At 70.9% G+C, this 19,492-nt stretch carries 14 protein-coding genes; 2 read left to right on the forward strand and 12 right to left on the reverse strand.

The window, feature by feature from the left end; all coding sequences use genetic code 11:
• Positions 1-2: 2 nt before the first annotated feature.
• The 4 genes from FHY03_RS12825 to FHY03_RS12840 all read right to left on the reverse strand — a co-directional run bounded on the left by FHY03_RS12825 (position 3) and on the right by FHY03_RS12840 (position 6,371).
• Positions 3-1,835: a glycoside hydrolase family 9 protein gene (locus tag FHY03_RS12825; protein ID WP_183931197.1), complete on the reverse strand. Its 1,833-nt coding sequence runs from the start codon at positions 1,833-1,835 to the stop codon at positions 3-5.
• Positions 1,836-2,258: 423 nt separating this feature from the next.
• On the reverse strand, positions 2,259-3,533 hold the full coding sequence (locus FHY03_RS12830) for an NAD(P)/FAD-dependent oxidoreductase (protein ID WP_409314190.1): 1,275 nt from the start codon (positions 3,531-3,533) through the stop codon (positions 2,259-2,261).
• Between the two features lie 10 nt (positions 3,534-3,543).
• The gene (locus FHY03_RS12835; protein ID WP_183931199.1) at positions 3,544-3,861 is read right to left on the reverse strand and encodes a 2Fe-2S iron-sulfur cluster-binding protein; all 318 of its coding nucleotides are present in this window, start codon (positions 3,859-3,861) and stop codon (positions 3,544-3,546) included.
• A 62-nt stretch (positions 3,862-3,923) separates the two neighbouring features.
• Positions 3,924-6,371, reverse strand: a complete 2,448-nt coding sequence (locus tag FHY03_RS12840; protein ID WP_183931201.1) for a TonB-dependent receptor — start codon at positions 6,369-6,371, stop codon at positions 3,924-3,926.
• Positions 6,372-6,583: 212 nt separating this feature from the next.
• Here FHY03_RS12840 and FHY03_RS12845 point away from each other — a divergent pair, with 212 nt between their 5' ends.
• A complete protein-coding gene (locus FHY03_RS12845) occupies positions 6,584-6,973 on the forward strand; it encodes a hypothetical protein (protein WP_183924917.1) in 390 nt (129 codons plus the stop codon).
• A gap of 113 nt (positions 6,974-7,086) precedes the next feature.
• The gene (locus FHY03_RS12850) at positions 7,087-7,416 is read left to right on the forward strand and encodes a UrcA family protein (RefSeq protein WP_183931203.1); all 330 of its coding nucleotides are present in this window, start codon (positions 7,087-7,089) and stop codon (positions 7,414-7,416) included.
• 138 nt (positions 7,417-7,554) lie between these two features.
• On the opposite strand, the gene FHY03_RS12855 is transcribed toward FHY03_RS12850, so the two are convergent.
• The 8 genes from FHY03_RS12855 to FHY03_RS12890 form a co-directional block, all read right to left on the reverse strand.
• Positions 7,555-8,454 carry a YncE family protein gene (locus tag FHY03_RS12855; RefSeq protein WP_260158957.1) on the reverse strand — a complete coding sequence of 300 codons (900 nt, stop codon included), beginning with the start codon at positions 8,452-8,454 and terminating at the stop codon, positions 7,555-7,557.
• Positions 8,455-8,498: 44 nt separating this feature from the next.
• Positions 8,499-9,392 (reverse strand): sterol desaturase family protein, encoded by an 894-nt coding sequence (locus tag FHY03_RS12860; RefSeq protein ID WP_183924913.1) that lies wholly within the window; start codon positions 9,390-9,392, stop codon positions 8,499-8,501.
• Between the two features lie 91 nt (positions 9,393-9,483).
• Complete coding sequence (locus FHY03_RS12865) at positions 9,484-11,073, reverse strand: sulfotransferase (RefSeq protein ID WP_183931205.1); 1,590 nt, start codon at positions 11,071-11,073, stop codon at positions 9,484-9,486.
• Between the two features lie 7 nt (positions 11,074-11,080).
• Positions 11,081-12,010, reverse strand: a complete 930-nt coding sequence (locus FHY03_RS12870; RefSeq protein WP_183924909.1) for a DNA-binding response regulator — start codon at positions 12,008-12,010, stop codon at positions 11,081-11,083.
• Positions 11,997-13,469, reverse strand: a complete 1,473-nt coding sequence (locus FHY03_RS12875) for a hybrid sensor histidine kinase/response regulator (RefSeq protein ID WP_311721557.1) — start codon at positions 13,467-13,469, stop codon at positions 11,997-11,999. The genes FHY03_RS12870 and FHY03_RS12875 overlap by 14 nt, the downstream gene beginning before the upstream one ends.
• A complete protein-coding gene (gene atzF, locus FHY03_RS12880; protein WP_183931207.1) occupies positions 13,466-15,250 on the reverse strand; it encodes an allophanate hydrolase in 1,785 nt (594 codons plus the stop codon). Before atzF ends, FHY03_RS12875 begins: the two co-directional genes overlap by 4 nt.
• Complete coding sequence (gene uca, locus FHY03_RS12885; protein ID WP_183931209.1) at positions 15,247-18,858, reverse strand: urea carboxylase; 3,612 nt, start codon at positions 18,856-18,858, stop codon at positions 15,247-15,249. Before uca ends, atzF begins: the two co-directional genes overlap by 4 nt.
• On the reverse strand, positions 18,858-19,484 hold the full coding sequence (locus FHY03_RS12890; protein ID WP_183931211.1) for an urea amidolyase associated protein UAAP2: 627 nt from the start codon (positions 19,482-19,484) through the stop codon (positions 18,858-18,860). The genes uca and FHY03_RS12890 overlap by 1 nt, the downstream gene beginning before the upstream one ends.
• Between the last annotated feature and the right edge of the window lie 8 nt (positions 19,485-19,492).

Genomic DNA, 19,492 nt, shown 5'->3' on the forward strand with positions numbered 1-19,492 from the left:
CGTCAGTGGCGGCGCAGGAGGCGCTCGCGTGGTTCGTCGAGCGCTGAAGCGACCCAGAGCAGCGGCGCGTTCCAGTTGATCGCCACCTCGTTGAGCGCATAGGCGCGGATATCGTCGGTCCAGCAGCGCTGCGGCGCGCAACTGCCCTTCATCTTGGCCGCGATCGGGTCCGCCATCGCGGTCGAGTTGGGGCCGCCGGAGACCACGCCGGGTGGCGGGCCGGGCAAAGTGGCGTCGAGCTGGTGCGCCCAGAAGCGGTGGTGCGGGTTGGTCAGCGGTCGCGCGCCGAAGCCCGAGACATAGCTCTGGTCGAGCGGATTGCGGCCGAGCACATAATCCATCGCGTCGACCATGCCGTCGCGGTAGCGCGTCGCCCCGGTGAGCCGCTGCGCCACGCCGAGGATCATCGCCCGGTTGAGGATCACCGCGTTCGACCCCCAGGGGTAATCGAGCGTGGCATAGGGGATGCGATAGCCGCTGCGCGCTTCCTCGGCGAGCAAGCCGTCGGCCGCGGCGATCAGCCCGGCGCGCGCGGGTATCGCCGCGCTCGCCGGCACACCCGCGACGGTGGCGAGCGTGATCGTGCCGAGCGCGGCGACATGCCCCCAGTCGGGCGCGTGCACCGGCGCGGCGTGCGACGGCGAGTGTTGCAGCGCCGTGGCGAACACCGGCTCGCGCGTCGTGGCGTACAACTCGGCTGCGGCCCAGTAGAATTCGTCGCTCACGTCGTCGTCGCCGTAGCCGCCGCTGCCCGTGAAGCTGCTGGTGGCATAGACCTGCGGCTGGCGTTGCGCGGCGGCATAGGCGCGGCGCGCGGCGGCGAGGCAGGTCGCGCTGAAGCCAGGATCGATGGTGCGCCAGATGCGCGCGCACTGCGCCGCCGTCGCCGCCAGGTTGAGCGTCGCGGCGGTGGTCGGCGGGTAGAGCAGCCGGTCCTCGCGGTCGTCGGCGGGGCGGGTCGGCAGCGCGGTCCAGCGGCGGTCGGCGACCTTCTGGTGCGCCATGCCGCCGGCGTCGATCGTCCGGAAGGCGCGCGCGCCTGCGCCGCCGGAGGCGCCGACAGGCACGGTCGCGCGCGCGCCGTCCGGGATCTGCATCGCCAGCAGGAAGCGCATCTCCCAGCGCGCCTCGTCGAGCAGGTCGTCGACGCCGTTGCCGCTCTCGGGCAGGTTGCCGCGACCGTCGGCGAAGGGGAAGCGGCCGGCGCGTGCCTCGCGCTCGTACAGGTTCTGCAGCGTCCAGAGCGCGATGCCGCCGTTGACGACATATTTGCCGTGGTCGCCCGCGTCATACCAGCCGCCGGTGACGTCGAGGCGATAGTCGCACCCGGCCCAGCGCATGCCGCGCTCGTCCGCGCCGGAGAAGCAGGGGGCGATCTCCTCGGCGTGGCCGGCGGGTCGCGCCCAGCGCGGATCGCCGGCGTAGCGCGGCTCGATCGCGATGCCCGCGCGCGTCTGGTAGAAATAGTGGAGCGCGGCCGCGGCGAGCGGCGCGTAGAGATCGGCGCCGACGACGAAGGGCCGGCTGGTCTCTCCCGCGACCGACAGCCGATAGGTGCCCGGCGCGGTGAGGCGCGCGAGATCGACGAGGTGGACGTGATCGCCCGACGCGGCGTCGTCGCCGATGAGCAGAGTTTTGCCAGACGCGACGACGCCGCCGCGCGCGTCGCGCGCGGTCCAGCGAAGCGGCGTCGTCGACGCGGCCGCAACGATCGCGCGCTTGGCGCCATCGGGCAGGAAGCCGAGCTGATTGAGGTGGATCGCGGCTTGTGGCGGGGCCGCACCAATCGAGGAAGCGGCGACCAACGCGATCGGGACGAGGGGGCGAAGGTTCATGCCCTCACTCTATGAGCGCGCGCGGGAAAGGGGAATGGTGACGGATCAAGCACCGGAGCGCTACTCGCCAATCACGAGCCTCTTATTCGTTCGACGGCGCGATCGCTTCATTGGGACGGCAGGTGTCATCCTTTTCAGCCGAAGCAGTGATGCTCTTATCTGTGCAAGCCTGAGATAACGACATGAACGCGCGGGCGGAGCCGGAGAGTTCTTCGCATTCCCCCGGCGACCGGTGATGGGTCGTCACTCGTCGATCGGAGGTTGTCTCCTCAGAGTCGTTCGCGCAGCGACGCGGTGATGGTCTCACCGAGCGGATCGATGCGATCGGTCTGGCACTGGCCGAGGGGGAGCCGCTGCCGATCCTGATCCTGAAAAGCATCGCAACGGCAAGACAAAAAAGCAGCTTTGCTCCGCGTTCTTCATTCAGATGCGCGAACGCATCGGCGGATGGCCTTCGCTTTGGAAGCACTTCGAGAGATCGACGGTCGAGTCGGCGATCATGTCGGATCGTACATCGGCGCCTGATTCGATCAGCTTTCGTCCCTGCATATAGTCCTTGGTGGCGTTGACGCAGTCGAGCGCGACGACCCGGCCGTTGCGAAGGTAAATCACCGAGAAGGAGCGAGCGTCGATCGCTCCGCGTAAGACCGCGAGATCGTGTCCCGCGGCGAGCCCCACCGTCTGTAGCCGCAGATCATATTGGTTCGACCAGAACCACGGCACTGCGTAATAGGGATGCGCGACCCCGGCGATCGAGCGCGCGACCGTGCCCGCCATGTCATTGGCGTTCTGCACCGATTCCAAGCGGATCCGCGCACCGTCGGCGAAGGCGTTGGCGTGCGTGGCGCAATCGCCGATGGCGTAGACGCCGGGCAGGCTGGTCCGGCACACGGCGTCGACCTCCACGCCGTTGCTGCCGCGCGCGCCGGCGGCGAGGAGCGGTGCCACCGCCGGTACGATGCCGACCCCGACGATCACCAGGTCGGCGGGCACCAGCTCGCCCGAGGCGAGGCGCACGCCGCAAGCGGTGCCGTCCCGACCCTCGATGCTGTGGACGGCGGTGCCGAGCCGCAGCGTCACCCCTCGCGCCCGATGCTCGGCCTCGAGGAAGCGCGCCAGCATTGTCCCCGACATGCGCGCGAGGACGTGCTGCTGCGCCTCGATCAGCGTCACCTCCTTGCCGGCGCCGACCAGCACCGCCGCCGCCTCCAGGCCGATGTAGCCGCCCCCGATCACGACGACCTGGCGCGCCGTGGGAAGCTCGCTCGCCAGCCGATCGGCGTCGGCGCGCGATCGCATCGAATGCACCCGCGCGAGCGCGGCACCCGGGCAGTCGAGCCGGCGCGCCGCCCCGCCGGTCGCCCAGACGAGGCGGCGATAGCCGATGCTGGTGCCGTCCGCCGCGGTGACCCGCCGCGCCGCGGGATCCACCGCGTCGATCCGGCAGCCGGGACGGAGATCGACCGCCTTCTCCTGCCAGAAGGCGGCCGGCCGGATCAGCAGGCGCTCGAAGCTCTTCTCGCCGGCGAGGTACGCCTTGCTCAGCGGCGGTCGCTCATAGGGCAGCTCGGGCTCGTCCCCGATCAGCGCGATCGTGCCCTGGTAGCGGAGCTGGCGCAGCGCGATCGCGGTCTGGGCACCGGCCTGGCCAGCGCCCACGATCACGACATCATAATCACTCACCGTCGCCCCGCTCACCGCCGCGCGCTCACCACTCGGGGGCGATCGTCACGCGAAGGCCGTCGAGCCGCTCGTCGAAGGCGATCTGGCAGCCCAGCCGCGACGTCGGCGCGACCCGGTCGAGTCCGTCGAGCAGGTCGCGCTCGGCCTCGCTGGGCGGCGGCAGGGTGATCGCCTGCGCCGGATCGACGATGACGTGACAGGTCGCGCAGGAGAGCGAGCCACCGCACGCCGCCAGCAGCTCGTCGATGCCGTTGTCGCGGATCACCTCCATCACCGAGAGACCGGCAACGGCGGGGAGCGGGCGCGTCGCGCCGTCGCGGGTGGTCACGATCAGAGAGGCCATACGTCATTCCTGTTGAAGGTGAAGGGGCGACCGGCCGGCGCGCGAGACGCGCTCGGCGGCGATCAATAATGGTATCTGAAGTCGATCCCGACCCGGCGCGGAGTCAGCACGCCGCGCGCGTAATAGCGCTCCACCACGTCGGTGCGGACCTGGTTGAACGACGAGATGTCGTTGCTGATCGCCGTCTCGGCATATTTGTTGGTGAGATTGTCGGCGAAGAGTCCGACCTCGAACTGCTTGCCGACATAGTTGAGCGAGGCGCTGTGGGTGACGTAGCCGGGGATCGCCTCGCCGTTGCCGCGCAGTCCGACGCGCGAGTAGATGTCGCCACGATAGACCGTCGCCCAGATCGCCTCTATCTTGCGATCCTGGCCGAGCGCATGGCTGTAGATGACCTGCGCGCTGCCCGAGTTCTTGGCCGAGCCCGGCAGGCGATCCCCCTCGACGGCGTCGTAGCGGACCCCCTGGCTGACCACGAGCCCGGTGACGTCCTGGGTGAGGTGCGCGTCGACGTAGGAGTAGGTGCCGATCACGGTCAGCTCGGACAGCGGGCGCAGAGTGGCCTGCACGTCGAAGCCGCGCGAGACCGCGTCGGCGCCGTTCACCGTGATGCCGATCGCGCCGTTGACGGTCTGGCTCGGCACCTGCACCCCGCTCCAGTTGATCTCATAGCCATCGACGGTGAGCTGGAGGCGCCGGTCGAAGAGGCTGGCGCGCAGGCCGATCTCCTTGTTGCGGGTGCGGTCGGGCCCGTAGACCAGTTCATTCGGCAGCGCGCAGAGGTTCTGCCCGGCGGGCAGCGGCTGGAGGCAGGGCACGACGCGATTGACCCCGCCGACGCGATAGCCGGTCGAATAGGTGGCATAGGCGAGCAGCCCCTCGCCGAACTTGTAGGAGGTGTTGGCCTTCAACACGAGGCCGTCCTTGGAGGTGTCGCCGGTGCGGATCCGGCTCGGGTCGATCGTGAACGAGGGATAGGGCATGCGGGTGAGCCCGCCACCGAACAAGGGGGTGTCGGAGCCGCCGCTGACGTCCGCGTCATATTTGAAATAGCGCAGGCCGCCGGTCACCTGCCACGCTTGGGTAAGGTGCAGCGTGCCCTCGCCATAGACGGCCTTCTCCACGGTCTTGCTGTTGACCTGCGAGATATATTCTAGGTTGTCGGGACGCGGGATGTCGAAATACTGCGCGAAGCCGGGCGTATATTCCTGCCGGTTACTGTCGAATTTAAGTCGGTTATAGAAGCCGCCGATCACCCAGTTCACCGGTCCACCGTGCGTCGAGACGAGCCGGACCTCCTGGTTGAACTGCTTATAATGCTGCTCATTGTCGGCATAGGAGGAGAATTGAGGAAAGGCCTCGTAGCCATAGTCGAGATCGAGCAGCAGGTCGGTGTTGTCGTCGACCGAGGTGATATGCTGCTTGGTGTACGCCGTGGTGCTGACGAGCTGCGCGATGCCGCCCAGGTTGATGTCGAACTCGGCGGCGAACAGGTCGGCGTCGCGCTCGACCGGCTCGAGATAGCGCCATGGTCCCTCATAGCGGCCGGTGCCGAGCACGCCCGCGCCATTCGCCTGGCGCCCGCCCGTCCTGGTGTTCTGGTGTGCGTAGGTCAGATACGCCTTGATGTCGGGATTATACTCCAGCAGCAATTGATTGCGCGTGGTGAAGGTGTGTTCGTAGTTCACATCCTTCTTGCGCTTGAAGTTGCTGCCGTAATTGCCCGTGTCGAGCGAGCCGGTCGAGCTCTCGGTGGCGCGGCCGGGCTGCGGGTCGGACACGCCGGGCTCTTGCAGCAGATAATTGTAATCGATGAAGCCGGCGTTGGCGTAATAGCCGGTGGCGGTGCGGAAGGCGATGTGGTCGCGCACGATCGGCACGTTGAGCGCGACGTCGCCGACCGCGCCGAAATCGTCCGAATAGGATTGCGCGTAGCCGCGGCCATGGACGTCGAGGCTGAGGCGATCGGTCTCGGGCCGATTGGGCAGGTAGCGCACCGCCCCGGCGAGAGTGCCGAGCCCGTAGAGCGTGCCCTGCGGCCCCTGGAGGACCTCGACACGGTTGATGTCGATCAGCTTGAAGTCGAGGTAGAGCGGCACCTCGCCGAGATAGACCCCCACCGCATTGCCGCTGTCGGCGCCGCCGACGCTGGTGTCGCCCGAGGCGATGCCGCGCAGGATGATCGCGCCGGTCGAGCCCGGGCCGGTGTCCGCGACCGTGACGCCGGGCGTGAACGAGGCGAGCGAGCGGATGTCGTCGAGCCGCTGCGACGCGATCGTCTCGGCCGATACCGCACTGATGTTGATCGGCGCGTCCTGCAGCGTCGTGCGCCGCCGGCTGCCGGTGACGACGATCTCATTTCCGTCGACCGACGCCGCGGCGGTGTCGCCGGGTTCGGTCACGACCGGGGCGACGCCGGTCGCGGCCTCCTGCGCCAGCGCCGGTCCACCGGCGACGCCCATCAGCGCGGTCGCGCACAGCAACCCTGCGCGGGAGAAACGTCCTGCCATCAAAGCCCCCAATCGATACGTTGAACGAGCCGCCCCTCCGCGACTGTCGGCCCGCGTCGGCGCCTCGCCCGGGCCCGATCGCTGCGATGCGAGATTGTTGGCAGCGGCGGCAAATCGATATGGGGCGTTTGACGTAAGCGCTCCCGCCGACGCTCGCCCCTACGTCAAACGGCGCATGTCGGACGCGTCGGGTCGCAGGCTATGCCGATCACATGGTCCGATCCCTCTTTCTCGCGCTGACCGGCTGCGCCGTCCTCTCGGCCGGACTGTCGGCGTCGCCGGCGGCAGCGGAGCGCGCGGCCAGCGCGCGGCTGGTCCACTGCGGCAAGGCGACCTGCCTGCGGCTCTCGGGCCGGCGCGACGGTGCGGCGACGGAGCTGCGGGTGGACGGACGTGTCCTGTCCGTCGTCGGCGAGCGTTCCTGGCAGGTGACGGTTCCGCTCGCCCAGGCGCGGACCTGGCGGCTCACGCGCGGCTATGCGGTGCCGATCACGCTGGTCGATCGTGCGAGCGGGGCGGAGCGCATGCTGGCGGTGCCGGTGCCGCCCGGCGCGCTCGGCGCGCGCGTGGAGCTCGCGTCGCTGATCGTTCGCGCGCGCTGATCCTGCGCGGGACGCTACGTTCTCCGCGCCTCGCTTGTGCCGGCGCGAGCGCGATCCTACATGGCTGCGACCCGATCGCCGGAGAGCGATGGGCAGCGATGCAGGAGATGAGGATGAAGATCGGTCTGGCCGCATGTGCCGCATTACTGATGGCCACGCCCGCGCTCGCCGCGCCCGGCGCGGACCCGCTCTCGGCCGAGAGCAGCGTGCTTAATCTGCGCGGCCTCGATCTCACCAGCGTCGAGGGGCAGCAGCGCCTCGCCATCCGCATGGACCGGGTCGCCGACACCGTCTGCGGTCAGGGGATGAGCAGCGTCCATCTCGCGCTCGCCGCGCAGGCGCGGGAGTGCCGCACCGACGTGCTCAGCGACATGCGCAGCCGAGTCGCCGCGGCGACCGCCGCGCGCGACGCCGGCGGCGCCACGCAGCTCGCGATGCGCTGACCTTTCGCGGGGCGGTTGCTCGGCGATCGCTCCCGCGGCCGCGTCGAACCTCCTTCGGGCTCCGGCGAACGCCGGAGCACGGGTCACCGGCACCGGCACGGCACCTCCGTGTCCGCAGCATTGCGACGCTCCAGCGCGTCACCTCCCCATGCGAAGGGGCCTCTTCCACCAAGACAGCGTGTGCGCGTCGTGCGCGCTGGTCCACAGCCCGGCGCGCGTGTAGCGCAGCGCGCCGCTGCCCGCCGCCGCGCCGATGCGCGCGGTGATCGCGAGCGAGGCGGGATCGATCACGACGAAGGTCTGCCCGGCGGTGGTGCGCAGCCAGACCTTGCCGCCGCCCGCGTCGATGTCGCCGTAGGCGAGCGTCGCGTCGACCTTGATCCGTCCCGTCACGTCGCCGCTCGCCGGATCGACGCGCGCGACCGTGCCGTCGCCCTGCTCCTGCACCCACACCGCGCCCTCGCCCGCGACCAGGAAGCCGGGCTCGCGGCCGAGCGCGGTGCGGTGGACGACGGTGTTGCTGGTCGGATCGACCTTCTGCAGGCTCTGGCCCTCCGCGCTGACCGCCCACAGCGCCCCCATGCCGAAAGATAGGTAGAAGGTGCCGGGGTCGACCGGGATCGACGCGGTCACGCGGTCGGTGGCAGGATCGATCCGTGCGACCGTCCCCGCGGCGTCGCTCGCCACCCAGATCGAGCCCGCGCCGGCGACGACGTTGAGCTCGCCCTTGGGGTTGGCGATCCCCGTGGGGATGGTCGCGGTGATCCGGGCGGCGCGCAGGTCGATCCGATGGAGGTTAAGCGCGGTGCAGTCCGCCACCCAAAGCGCCCCGTAGGCGACCGTCATCGCGCCGCACGGCCGCGTCATCGCCACCTCGGCGAGCTTGCCGCGACGTGACCAGCGCTCGACGCGACCTTTGTTGGTGGCCCATACCGAGTCGCCGTCGACCGCGAGGAAGTCCGCGAAGCCGGGGACCTGGATCACCTGCTCGCGCGGCGTCGCCGTCCGGCCCGGCGCCGGCGCCGCGCCCGCCAGCAGCGCGAACAATCCGATCGTCGTCGCGTGTGCCGCCGCTCGCGACGTCAAGCGGCGGCCTCCGCGCCGTCGCGCTCGCGCCGATCGTCACGCGTCTTGTAGCGCGCGATCAGCGGACGTGCGGGGAAGAGGAATTGCTCGCCGATCGACAGCCGCCGGCGCTCGTCCTGCCCGACGACCTCGGCCTCGCCCTCGCCGAAGGTGCCGAAGAGGCGATCCAGCAGGATCAGCGAGTTGCCGTAATTGCACCGGGTCTCCGCATAGCCGGTCGAATGGTGCAGGCTGTGATGGCGGATCGTGGTGAAGACGAAGGCGTACCAACGCGGCGGGTCGAACCGGGTGTTGGCATGCGCGAAGGTGGAGACCACCGCCAGCACGTTCAGCGCGCAGAACATCGCCGGCTGCGGCAGGTCGAACAGCGCCAGCACGCTGAGGCTGATCAGGAACAGCTCGATCGGATTGCCGACCGCGCCCTTCATCGCGTTGAGCTGGGTAAGGTGGTGGTGCGGCGCGTGGGTGGACCAGAAGAACGCCTGATTGTGCATCAGGCGATGCATCCAATATTGCCCGAACTCGACGAGGAACACCGCCAGCGCCACCTGCGCCACGAACGGCAGATGCATCGCCCAGAGCGTCGTGATCCCGAGCCCTTGCTTCAGCGCGGTCAGCGGCTCGTCCGCGAGCGTCTTCGACGCCCAGGCGATCACGGTGTAGCTCAGCGTCACGTAGAAGACGTCGGTGAGGAACTCGCGCCAGGTGAGCCGCCAGCTGGCGTGTCGCTCGTTGACCCACTCGAGCGCCTGGATCATCGCGGTGGTCGACAGCGTTGCGATCACGATCGACCAGGCGCTGCCCGTCCACGTCGCCGGCGCGAGCGCCCAGAACAGCAGCACGGCCGCGACCATCACGGGCTGCACGTAGCTCATCATCGCCTGCTTCATCGTCACCTGCCCGAGCGCACCAGCGCCATGCCTGGCACGCTAGAACAAGCGCCGCGCGGCTCGCAGGTGGGCGAATGACGTAGCCGATGCGTCAGTCCACCGGGATGCCGTGCTGGCGCAGGAAGGCGCGCGCCGGTTCCAGCGCCTCGGCGTGGCGGCGCCAGCGCCCGACCGCATCGCGGTACAACGGTCGGCGCACCTGCGCGGCGCTGGGCGTGGACACCGGCGCCGCGTTCGCCTGGAAGTCGAGGCAGGCGTCGCACCAGCTCAGCCCGCAATGGTGGAGCAGGCGGCGGGTCTGCCCCAGCTGATCCTCGACCAGCGCCTCGTAGCCGAGCTCGAGCACGCGGCCGGGCAAGGCCTCGCGCCAGATCGTCATCAGCCGATCGAAGCGCTGGTAATAGGCCGCGGTGTCGAGCAGGTCGTAGCTGTAGTCGTAGTAGCGCGAGCCGATCGCGAACAGATTGCGGAAGTTGGCGAGCACCGTGTCGAGCGGGTCGCGCCGCAGGCACACGATCGCGGCGCCCGGCAGCGCCCGCGCGATCAATCCCAAATACAGGAAATTACCAGGAAATTTGTCGACGAACCGGGGCTTGCGGCCCGGCACGTGCGCCGCCGCACGGACGAGATAGTCACGCCCGATCGCGCCTGGGTCGGCGTGCGCCGTCGCGCGGATCGTCTCGGGGTCGAGCACCTTTGGACCGCGCGTGGCGGCGTTCACCTTGACCGCGAGCGGCAGCGCCTGCAGCTCCCCGGCGCTCTCCACGTCGGGGTGCGAGGACAAGATGCGGTCGACCAGCGTGGTGCCGGTGCGCGGCATGCCGACGACGAAGATCGGCGCCGCCCCCGGCGGGGCGGATGTCGCTCGCGCGGCGGAAGCCGCCCAGCACGCCTCGATCGCATCGAAGACCGCTTCATCGTCGGCGAAGCGATAGGGCAGAGTGGCGCGGTGCTCGGCGTTGGCCTGCGCCAGCATCGCGAAGGCGGCGTGCGGGTCGGCGAGGTCGTCCAACTCCTTGGCCAACGCGTAGCCGAGCAGCAGCCGGTCGCGCGGCGCGGTGGCGACCGCGCGCGCGGCGGTGAGACGGTCGACGTGGTGGCGCTCGGGGGTTTGCCGCCGCAGTCCGGCGAGCAGGTGATGCGCGCGCGCATCCCCCGGTGCGCGCGCGATCAGCGCCTCCAGTGCGTCCTCGGCCTCCGCCTGCCGCCCGACGAAACTCAGCGCGGCGGCCAGATTGTAGCGGAAGGCGGTGTTGGTCGGCTCGAGCCGAACCGCCGCGGCGAAGTGCGGCAGCGAGGCGGCATGATCGCCCAGCCGCGCGTAGACGCAACCCATCGTGTCGCGCCCCAGCGCGTCCGGCGGCGGCGCGGCCTCGGCCGCCGCCAGCGCGCGAGCGGCGGCACCGTCGCGCCGCACCAGCGTGTACAGTCGCGCGAGCTGGGCAAGATATTCGCCGCGCCGGTCGCGCTCGACCGCCTGCTCGATCAGCTTGATACCGCCGCTGACTCGGCCGAGCATCGCGGTCGCCAGGCCGGCGAGGAAGAACGGCTCGGCCGCGGCGGGCGCGGCGTGGCGCCAGCGGTCGGCCGCGGCGAGCGCCGCCGTGATCTCGCCGCGCGCGAGGGTGCCGCGGATCGCGGTGGCGGTGGCGCTGGCGGTAGCGTCGGGCGGTCGGGCCATCGTCGACCTATCGTGTCAGCGTGGTGACCGCGATCGCGGTCGCCGACGCGCGATTCTCCACCCCCATCTTCTCGAAGATCTGCTCGAGATGCTTGTTCACGGTGCGCGGGCTGATCTGGAGGATCTCGCTGACCTCGCGGTTCGGCTTGCCGCGGCTGATCCACAGCAGCACCTCGGCCTCGCGCGAGGTCAGGCCGTGCTGCGCGGCCAGGATCGTCTTCTCCTCGCCCTCGTGCCGCTCGGACAGGCGGAACACCCATTGCGCCGCGGGCGTGCAGCGCAGCAGCCCGGCCTCCAGCGTGCGCTCGCCGGCGGACACGCTGATCCGCGCGCCCGGCGCCGGGGCGCTGGCCTGGAGCTGGCGTAGCGCCGCGGCGAAAGGCGCGGGCAGGGTGCCCGACGCCGCCGACCAGCCGGGGAACAGTCGCTCCAGCATCGCGCCGGCGACGGGGGTCAGCCACTGCGGCTCGCCCGCGCGATCGACCGCCAGCGCCGGCCGCCCGCTGGTGTCGAGCGCGAGCTGGCTGCCGTGTGCCACCCGTGCGGTGGCGAGATGGACGCGGATGCGCGCGAGCAGCTCGTCGAGCTCGATCGGCTTGCTGACGTAGTCGATGCCACCGGCGTCGAGCGCGCGGACGACATGCTCGGTCTCGGTCAGCCCGGTCATGAAGATGATCGGCAGGTGCTGGAAAGCGGGGTTGCCCTTGATCCGCCGCGTCGTCTCGAAACCGTCGAGCTGCGGCATCACAGCGTCCATCAGGATCAGGTCGGGGGTCACGCGCTTGAGCAGGTCGAGCGCGGCGAGACCGTCGATCGCGATCAGCACGCTCATGCCCGCGTCCTCCAGCGTGCTGGTCAGGAAGCGCAGCGCCTCGGGCGTGTCGTCCACCACCAGGACGACGGGTCGCGGCGACTCGGTCGGGTCAGCGCGTCGCATCGTCGATCGTGCCGAGCAGCGCGCGCAGGTCGAAGTCGCCGAGCTGCCGCCGCAGCACCGCCGCGAGCGTGCCGGCGGCGGGGATCGCGGCGGCGAGATCGTCGATCGCGCGCCCGACGCCGCGCACATGGCCGACCTCGGTGAGTTCCCGCACGCGCGCGAGCAGCGGTGCGGCCTCGGGCGGAAGGCCGGTCTGGGGCGCGGGAGCGTCCGGCGGAGCGACCGGCGCGACCGGCGCGGCCTCCTCCCAGCGCAGGCCGAGCTGCGCGCCGATCACGGCGACGAGCGTGTCCAGCTCGACCGGCTTGGTGACGAAGGCATCGTGGCTGCTGCGCCCGTCGCCGCCGGCGCGGAAGGCGTGCGCGTCGGCCGAGACCATCACGATTCGCAGCGGCGCGCCGTGCGCCGCGCGCAGCCGTTCGGCGACCTGCCAGCCGTTAAGTCCCGGCATCTGAATGTCGAGCAGGACGACGTCGGGCGTGACCTCGGCGGCGAGCGCGATGCCCTCTGTCCCGTCCGCGGCGACGTGGACCACGAAGTCGAGTCCCCCGAGCAGCGCACGCAGGATGTGGCGCTGCGACGGGTCGTCGTCGATCACCAGCACGGTGCGACGCGGTCCCTCGTAGCCGATGATCCGCCCGCGCGCGCCGCGGCTCCGCGCCGGCGTCGCGATCGAGGGCAGCATGGCGCGGAAGCGGAACACGCTGCCGATGCCCGGCGTGCTGGTCACCGCGACGTCGCCGCCCAGCACGCGGGCGAGCACGCGCGTGATGGCGAGGCCGAGTCCGATCCCGGGCTGGCGCTGCGCCGCGGCGAGGCTGCCGCGATCGAACGGCTCGAACACGCGCTCGAGGTCCTCGGGCGGGATGCCGATGCCGGTGTCGATCACCTCGATGTCGGCGACCTGGCTGCGATAGCGCACCGCGAGCGTGACGTGACCGGCGGGCGTGTATTTGATTGCGTTGGAGACGAGGTTGATGAGGATCTGGCGCAGCCGCTTCTCGTCCGCCTTGACCTGATCGGGCAGGCGGTCGCGTACGTCGAGCGTCAGCGTCAGTCCCCTGGCACTCGCCTGCATCCGGAACATGTCGACGACGTGCTGAAGCAAAGCGCGAAGGTCGACGAGGTCCTGCCGGATCGTCAGCACCCCGCTCTCGATCCGCGAGATCTCGAGCAGTCCCTCGACCAGGTTGGTGACATGCTCGGCCGAGCGGCGGATGATCGTGCCCGCCTCCGCGCCGGAGAGATGGTGGTCGCGCTCCAGCAGCTGGGCATAGCCGTAGATGACGTTGAGCGGCGAGCGGATCTCGTGGCTGACCGCGACGAGGTAGCGCGTCTTGGCCTCGTTGGCCGCCTCGGCCGACTCCCGCGCGCGCTGCAGCTCGGCCAACGCGCGCGCGTGCGCGGCAGGCTCGGCGTCGAGCGGCGCGCCGTCGAAGGGGTCGGCCGCGGCGGTCACGCCCCGGCCGGGCGGGAGAGGCCGTCGATGTACGCGCGCCAGCCGCCCAGCGCGGTGATGTCGCGCGCGCCCTCGATCGCGCGCGGCTCGGCCACGAAGCCCTTCACGACCGACCCGTCCGCGAGCGTCACCGAGCCGATCGCGAGCGGCGCGGGCACCTCCACCACGAAGCTGCCGAAGGCGGCGACGTCGAGCTCGTACACCTCGACCGCGATCGCGGCGCCGTCGGCGGCATGGATCAGCGCGGGCTTGGGCGGGGTGCTGTTCGCGATCGCGTACAGCCGGTAGCTGGGCGCGGTGGTGGTGGCGGCGACCAGCCGCGCGTCGCGCGAGCTGAGCTGCCAGTGCAGCGGCATGCCTTCTAGATGGGCACCGACAACGGCGAGCTTCACTGTGTCCATTCTGTCCTCGATGTGGAGCGGAGGGGGAGGAGGCAGCGCCGCGGCGTCGAGAAACGCCTGCCCGGCGTCGAGCAGGGCCGTGTCGCTCCACGCCGGCGCGATGAGCGTGACGCCGAAGCCGGTGCCATTGTCGCGCCAGCCCGCCGGCACGGCCAAGGCAGCCATGTCGAGCAGGTTCACGAAATTGGTGTAGAGTCCGAGGTTACTGTTGAGCGCGACCGGCGCGGCGCGCATCTCCGCGATGCGATAGATCGTCGGCGCGGTCGGCAGCGCGAGCAGGTCGACGCGCTGCCACATTTCTCCCGCGACGCGCTGCAGCTCGGTGAGGCGATACTGGCCGCGGAACACGTCCACGCCGCTGGTGTGGCGCCCGTCTTCCAGGATGGCGCGGACGGTCGGATCGAACGCCTCGGGGCGCTCGTCCAGCAGCGGCAGCGCCGCGGCGACCCGCTCCGCCACCCACGGGCCGCCGTAGAGCAGCATGGCCGCCTCGCGCAGCGGCGTCATGTCGAGCTCGACCAGCTCGGCGCCCCGCGCGGCGAGCGTCGCCAGCGCGCGCTCGTACGATCGCTCCGACGCGGCGTCGCCGAGGAAGAGGCGCTGGTCGGGTCGCGGCACGCCGACGCGGCGCGGCGCGAGCGTGCGCTCCTCGCCCTCGCGCGAATAGGGATCAGCCGGGTCGAAGCCGGCGACCACCGCGTCGACGATCCGCGCGTCCTCGATCGTGTGGGTAAGCACGGTGAGACAGTCGAGCGTGCGGCAGGCGGGCACCAGTCCCGCCGTGCTCCACCGCCCCTTGGTCGGCTTGAGCCCGATCAGCCCGTTGAAGGCGGCCGGGACGCGGCCCGACCCGGCGGTGTCGGTGCCGAGCGCGAAAGCGACCAGCCCGGCCGCGACCGCGACCGCCGAGCCCGAGCTGGAGCCGCCGCTGACATAGGCGCGATTGAACACGCAGGCGGGCGCGCCATAGGGGCTGCGCGTGCCGTTGAGCCCGGTCGCGAACTGGTCGAGGTTGGCCTTGCCCAGCGGCACCGCCCCCGCGTCGATCAGGCGCTCGACTACGGCGGCGGACTCACCGGGCGTGTAGGCGAAGTCGGGGCAGGCGGCGGTGGTCGGCACGCCGGCGAGGTCGATATTGTCCTTGATCGCGAACGGCACGCCCGCGAGCGGCAGCCCTTCACCCGCCGCCACGCGCGCGTCGACCGCGGCGGCGGCGCGCAGCACCGCCTCCTCGTCCAGCCGTGTGATCCACACCGCGGGCTGCACCTCGGCATAGGCGGCGATCCGCGCCAGCGCCTCGCGCGCGACCGCGACCGCGCTGGTCTCGCGCGCGTTGACCGCGGCGGCGAGCGGGGCGACGTGGAACGGCGGCGCGCTCATGCCACCTCCACCGCCAGCATCGCACGGCCGGGCGAGAGCGCCTGCTTCTCCTGCACGTAGATGCCGCGCACGACCCCGCTGACCGGGCTGATCACCGCCGATTCCATCTTCATCGCCTCGATGATCGCGATGGTGTCGCCCGCGCTCACGCGCGCGCCGTCGGCGACGAGGAGCTTCCACAAACTGCCGCCGAACGGCGCCTCCACCATCTCGCAGCCTTCGGGCAGCACGATCTCGGTGTCGCTCGCGGCGGATTCGGCCTCCTCGGTCAGCGCGGCGACGCGGTCGAACTCGCCGTCGCGCTCCCAGGCGGCGCGCTCCGCGTCGAAGGCGGCCTGGCGCCGCGCCTGGAAGGCCTGGATCGTCTCGGCGTTGTCGGCGAGAAAGGCGCGATAGTCGGCGAGGCGGAACACCTCCTCCTCGATCCGGATCGCGCGCCGGCCGAGCGGGAAGTCGCGCCGCCACTCGGTCAACTCGTCGTGGCTGACGGGGAAGAAGCGCACGCGGTCGAAGAAGCGCAGCAGCCAGGGCTTGCCGTCGCGGAAGGCGTCGGTCTGCCGCCACGCGTTCCACACCTGGATGGTGCGGCCGAACAGCTGATAGCCGCCCGGCCCCTCCATGCCGTAGATGCACATATAGGCGCCGCCGATCCCGACCACGTTGGGCGGGGTCCAGGTCCGCGCGGGATTGTATTTGGTGGTGACGAGGCGGTGGCGCGGGTCGATCGGGGTCGCGACCGGTGCGCCCAGATAGACGTCGCCCAGCCCCATGACGAGATAGTCGGCGTCGAAGACGATCCGCTTGACCTCGTCGATGCTGTCCAGCCCGTTGACGCGGCGGATGAACTCGATGTTGTCGGGGCACCAGGGCGCGTCGTCGCGCACCGACTCCATGTATTTGTCGATCGTCTGGTAGATCGCGGGGTCCTGCCACGACAGCGGCAGGTGGACGACGCGCGAGGGGATCTCGAAGTCGTCGAGCCCGCCCAGCCGCTCCTCCGCGGCGACCAGCGCCTCGAGCAGCGCCGCCTGCGACAGCAGCCGGCTGTCATAATGGAGCTGGAGCGAGCGGATCCCCGGCGTCACGTCGATGATGCCTGGCAGGCCGCCCCGCTCGACCTCGAGCATCAGCGCATGGACGCGCAGCCGCAGCTCGAGGTCGAGCGTGATCGGGCCGTATTCGACCAAGAGGTTGCGGTCGCCCTGCTGGCGGTACGTCACCGCCGGGCGCACGCCCTTCGCGGCGATCCGGTGCAGCACCGGCGAGCCGAGCGCCTCGTCGTTCGGCATCGGCTCCTTCGCCGCGCCGGTAAGCGTGGCGACCAGCGCATCCTGCGCGCGCTCGGCGGCGGCGGCGCTGGCCTCGTCGATCGGCGCGAAGCGCACGCTGTCGCCCGGGGCGAGCTGACCGACCTTCCACAGGTCGGCCTGCGCCACGACGAAGGGGCAGAGGAACCCGCCGAGCGATGGCCCGTCCGGCCCGAGAATGATCGGCATGTCGCCGGTGAAGTCCACCGCGCCGATCGCATAGGCGTTGTCGTGGATGTTGGAGGGGTGGAGCCCCGCCTCGCCGCCGTCGGTGCGCGCCCACTCGGGCTTAGGGCCGAGCAGGCGGACGCCGGTGCGGTTGGAGTTGTAATGCACCTTCCACGCCGTCTCGCGCAGCATCGCGATGTCGCCGGGGGTAAAGAAGTCGGGCGCGCCATGCGGGCCGTAAAGCACGCGCAGCGTCCAGTCGCGCGTGATCGCGGGGCAGTCGGCGGGGGCGAGCGCGCCCGCGTGCGCCAGTTCGGCCGGGGTCCGCGACAGGTGGAGCGTGTCGCCCGTCATCACCGCGCGCCCCGCGTGGCCGCCGAACTCGCCGAGCGTGAAGGCGCTGCGGCTGCCGAGGAACAATGGCACGTCGAGCCCGCCCGCGACGAGGATATAGCCGCGCATCCCCGCACCGGTGACCCGGCCGATCTTGAGCGTCTGCCCCGCGGCGACGTCGACGGGCGCGTAGCAGCCGAGCGGCACGCCATCGAGCGTCGCGCCGAAGTCGGCGCCGGTCAGGCAGACGCGCGCCGCTGCGTTGAACAGCAGCGTCGGCCCGGCCGCGGTGATCTCCAGCCCGGCGGCGTCGTCGGCGTTGCCGACCAGCCGGTTGCCGAGGCGGAAGGCGAGCGAGTCCATCGGACCCGAGGGTGGCACCCCGACGTGCCACAGGTGGAGGCGGCCGGGATAGTCCTGCACCGTCGTCGAGGCGCCTCCCGCGAGCACGCGGATCGTGCGCGGCGTGTAGGCGATGTCGGCGAGCGCGCGCGTCGACACCGCGCCGCTGGTGAAGACGTCGGAGCGGACGACCGTGCGCAGCCAGTCGAGGTTGGTCTCGATCCCGGCGATGTCGGTGCGGTCGAGCGCCTCCTGCATCGCAGCGACCGCCGCCTCGCGCGTCGGCGCGGTGACGATCAGCTTGGCCAGCATCGGGTCGTACCAGGCGGACACTTCCGTCCCCGCCGCGACCCAGGTGTCGACGCGTGGCCCCTCCGGAAAAGTAACGCCGACGAGCCGGCCCGAGCTCGGGCGATAGTCCTGCGCCGGGTCCTCGGCGTAGAGGCGGACCTGGATCGAGGCGCCCCGCGGCGCCGCGACGAAGCCATGGAGGAAGCCGAAGTCGCCCGCCGCACCGCGCACCATCCACTCGACCAGGTCGACGCCGGTCACCTGCTCGGTGACGCCGTGCTCGACCTGCAGCCGGGTGTTGACCTCGAGGAAGAAGAAATCGTCGCGCTCGGCGTCGTAGAGGAACTCGACCGTGCCGGCCGAGCGATAGGACGCGGCGGCGGTGAGCCGCACCGCGGCATCGATCAGCGCCTGCCGCGTCGCGGGCGGGAGCAGCGGGGCGGGCGTCTCCTCCACCACCTTCTGGTTGCGGCGCTGGAGCGAGCAGTCGCGCTCGCCGAGCGCGACGACATGGCCCGCGCCGTCGCCGAACACCTGCACCTCGATGTGGCGCGCGCGCGCGACATAGCGTTCGAGGAAGACGCCGCCGTCGCCGAAATTGCCCGCGCCGAGCCGCGCCACGGTGGCGAAGCCGTCGCGCACGTCGGCGGCGTCGGCGCACACCTTCATGCCGATGCCGCCGCCACCCGCGGTTGCCTTGAGGATCACCGGATAGCCGATCCGCTCCGCCGCGGCGAGCGCGGCGGCCTCGTCGCGGAGCAGGTCGGTGCCGGGGGCGAGCGGCACGCCGTGCGCGGCGGCGAGGTCGCGCGCGGTGTGCTTGAGCCCGAAGGCGCGGATATTGTCGGGCGTCGGGCCGATGAAGACGATCCCGCGTGCTGCACACGCCTCGGCGAAGGCGGTGTTCTCGGAGAGAAAGCCGTAGCCGGGGTGGATCGCCTCCGCCCCGGTAGCCGCCGCCGCGGCGAGGATCGCTTCCACGTCGAGGTAGCTCTCCGCCGCGGGGGCAGGGCCGATGCGGACCGCCTCGTCCGCCTGCGCGACGTGCGCCGAGCCCGCGTCGGCGTCGCTGAACACCGCGACCGAGCCGACGCCCATCTGCTTCAACGTGCGGATGATGCGGCAGGCGATCGCGCCGCGGTTGGCGATCAGGACCTTGGTGAACATCAGCCGATCACCTGCATGCGCACCGGCGTGGGATTGAACCCGTTGCAGGGATTGTTGATCTGCGGGCAGTTGGAGACGACGACGATCACGTCCATCTCGGCGCGCAGCTCCACCGTGAGCCCCGGCGCGGAGATGCCGTCGACGATCCCGAGCGTGCCGTCGGCCTCGACCGGCACGTTCATGAAGAAGTTGATGTTCGACACCATGTCGCGCTTGCCGCGGCCGGCGCGGCCGTTGGCGTCGAGGAAATTGTCGACGCAGCTGTGCTGCGCCTTGGTGTGGTGGCCGTAGCGCAGGGTGTTCGACTCGCACGAGCAGGCGCCGCCGATCGTGTCGTGATAGGCGACGCTGGTGGCGGTGATCGTCATCATCGCGCGCCCCTCGTTGGACAGCAGCACCGCGCCCGCGCGCAGGAAGATGTTGCGCTGCGCCGCGATCGTGTCCTGCGCGCTGTAACGTTCGGCGTCGTCGTCCGCGGCGTACATCAGGAAGTCGACCGCCTGATTGCCCTCGAGATCGATGATGCGCAGCGTCTCGCCGGCGTCGACGCGGTGCATCCACGGCGCGCGCGCGGGCACGACCTCGTCGTGGCGGAGCGTGCCGGGGCGGGGAAGGTCAAGGCTCATATCGCTTC

The sequence above is a fragment of the Sphingomonas sp. BK345 genome, from assembly GCF_014193845.1.
Lineage (GTDB): Bacteria > Pseudomonadota > Alphaproteobacteria > Sphingomonadales > Sphingomonadaceae > Sphingomonas.

Bases quoted from the DNA above. Each gene is read 5' to 3' on its own strand.
- FHY03_RS12840 (WP_183931201.1), bottom strand. From the start codon at position 6,371: ATGGCAGGACGTTTCTCCCGCGCAGGGTTGCTGTGCGCGACCGCGCTG.
- FHY03_RS12890 (WP_183931211.1), bottom strand. From the start codon at position 19,484: ATGAGCCTTGACCTTCCCCGCCCCGGCACGCTCCGCCACGACGAGGTC.
- FHY03_RS12835 (WP_183931199.1), bottom strand. From the start codon at position 3,861: ATGGCCTCTCTGATCGTGACCACCCGCGACGGCGCGACGCGCCCGCTC.
- FHY03_RS12825 (WP_183931197.1), bottom strand. From the start codon at position 1,835: ATGAACCTTCGCCCCCTCGTCCCGATCGCGTTGGTCGCCGCTTCCTCG.
- FHY03_RS12870 (WP_183924909.1), bottom strand. From the start codon at position 12,010: ATGCGACGCGCTGACCCGACCGAGTCGCCGCGACCCGTCGTCCTGGTG.
- uca (WP_183931209.1), bottom strand. From the start codon at position 18,858: ATGTTCACCAAGGTCCTGATCGCCAACCGCGGCGCGATCGCCTGCCGC.
- FHY03_RS12865 (WP_183931205.1), bottom strand. From the start codon at position 11,073: ATGGCCCGACCGCCCGACGCTACCGCCAGCGCCACCGCCACCGCGATC.
- FHY03_RS12845 (WP_183924917.1), top strand. From the start codon at position 6,584: ATGGTCCGATCCCTCTTTCTCGCGCTGACCGGCTGCGCCGTCCTCTCG.
- atzF (WP_183931207.1), bottom strand. From the start codon at position 15,250: ATGAGCGCGCCGCCGTTCCACGTCGCCCCGCTCGCCGCCGCGGTCAAC.
- FHY03_RS12850 (WP_183931203.1), top strand. From the start codon at position 7,087: ATGAAGATCGGTCTGGCCGCATGTGCCGCATTACTGATGGCCACGCCC.
- FHY03_RS12860 (WP_183924913.1), bottom strand. From the start codon at position 9,392: ATGAAGCAGGCGATGATGAGCTACGTGCAGCCCGTGATGGTCGCGGCC.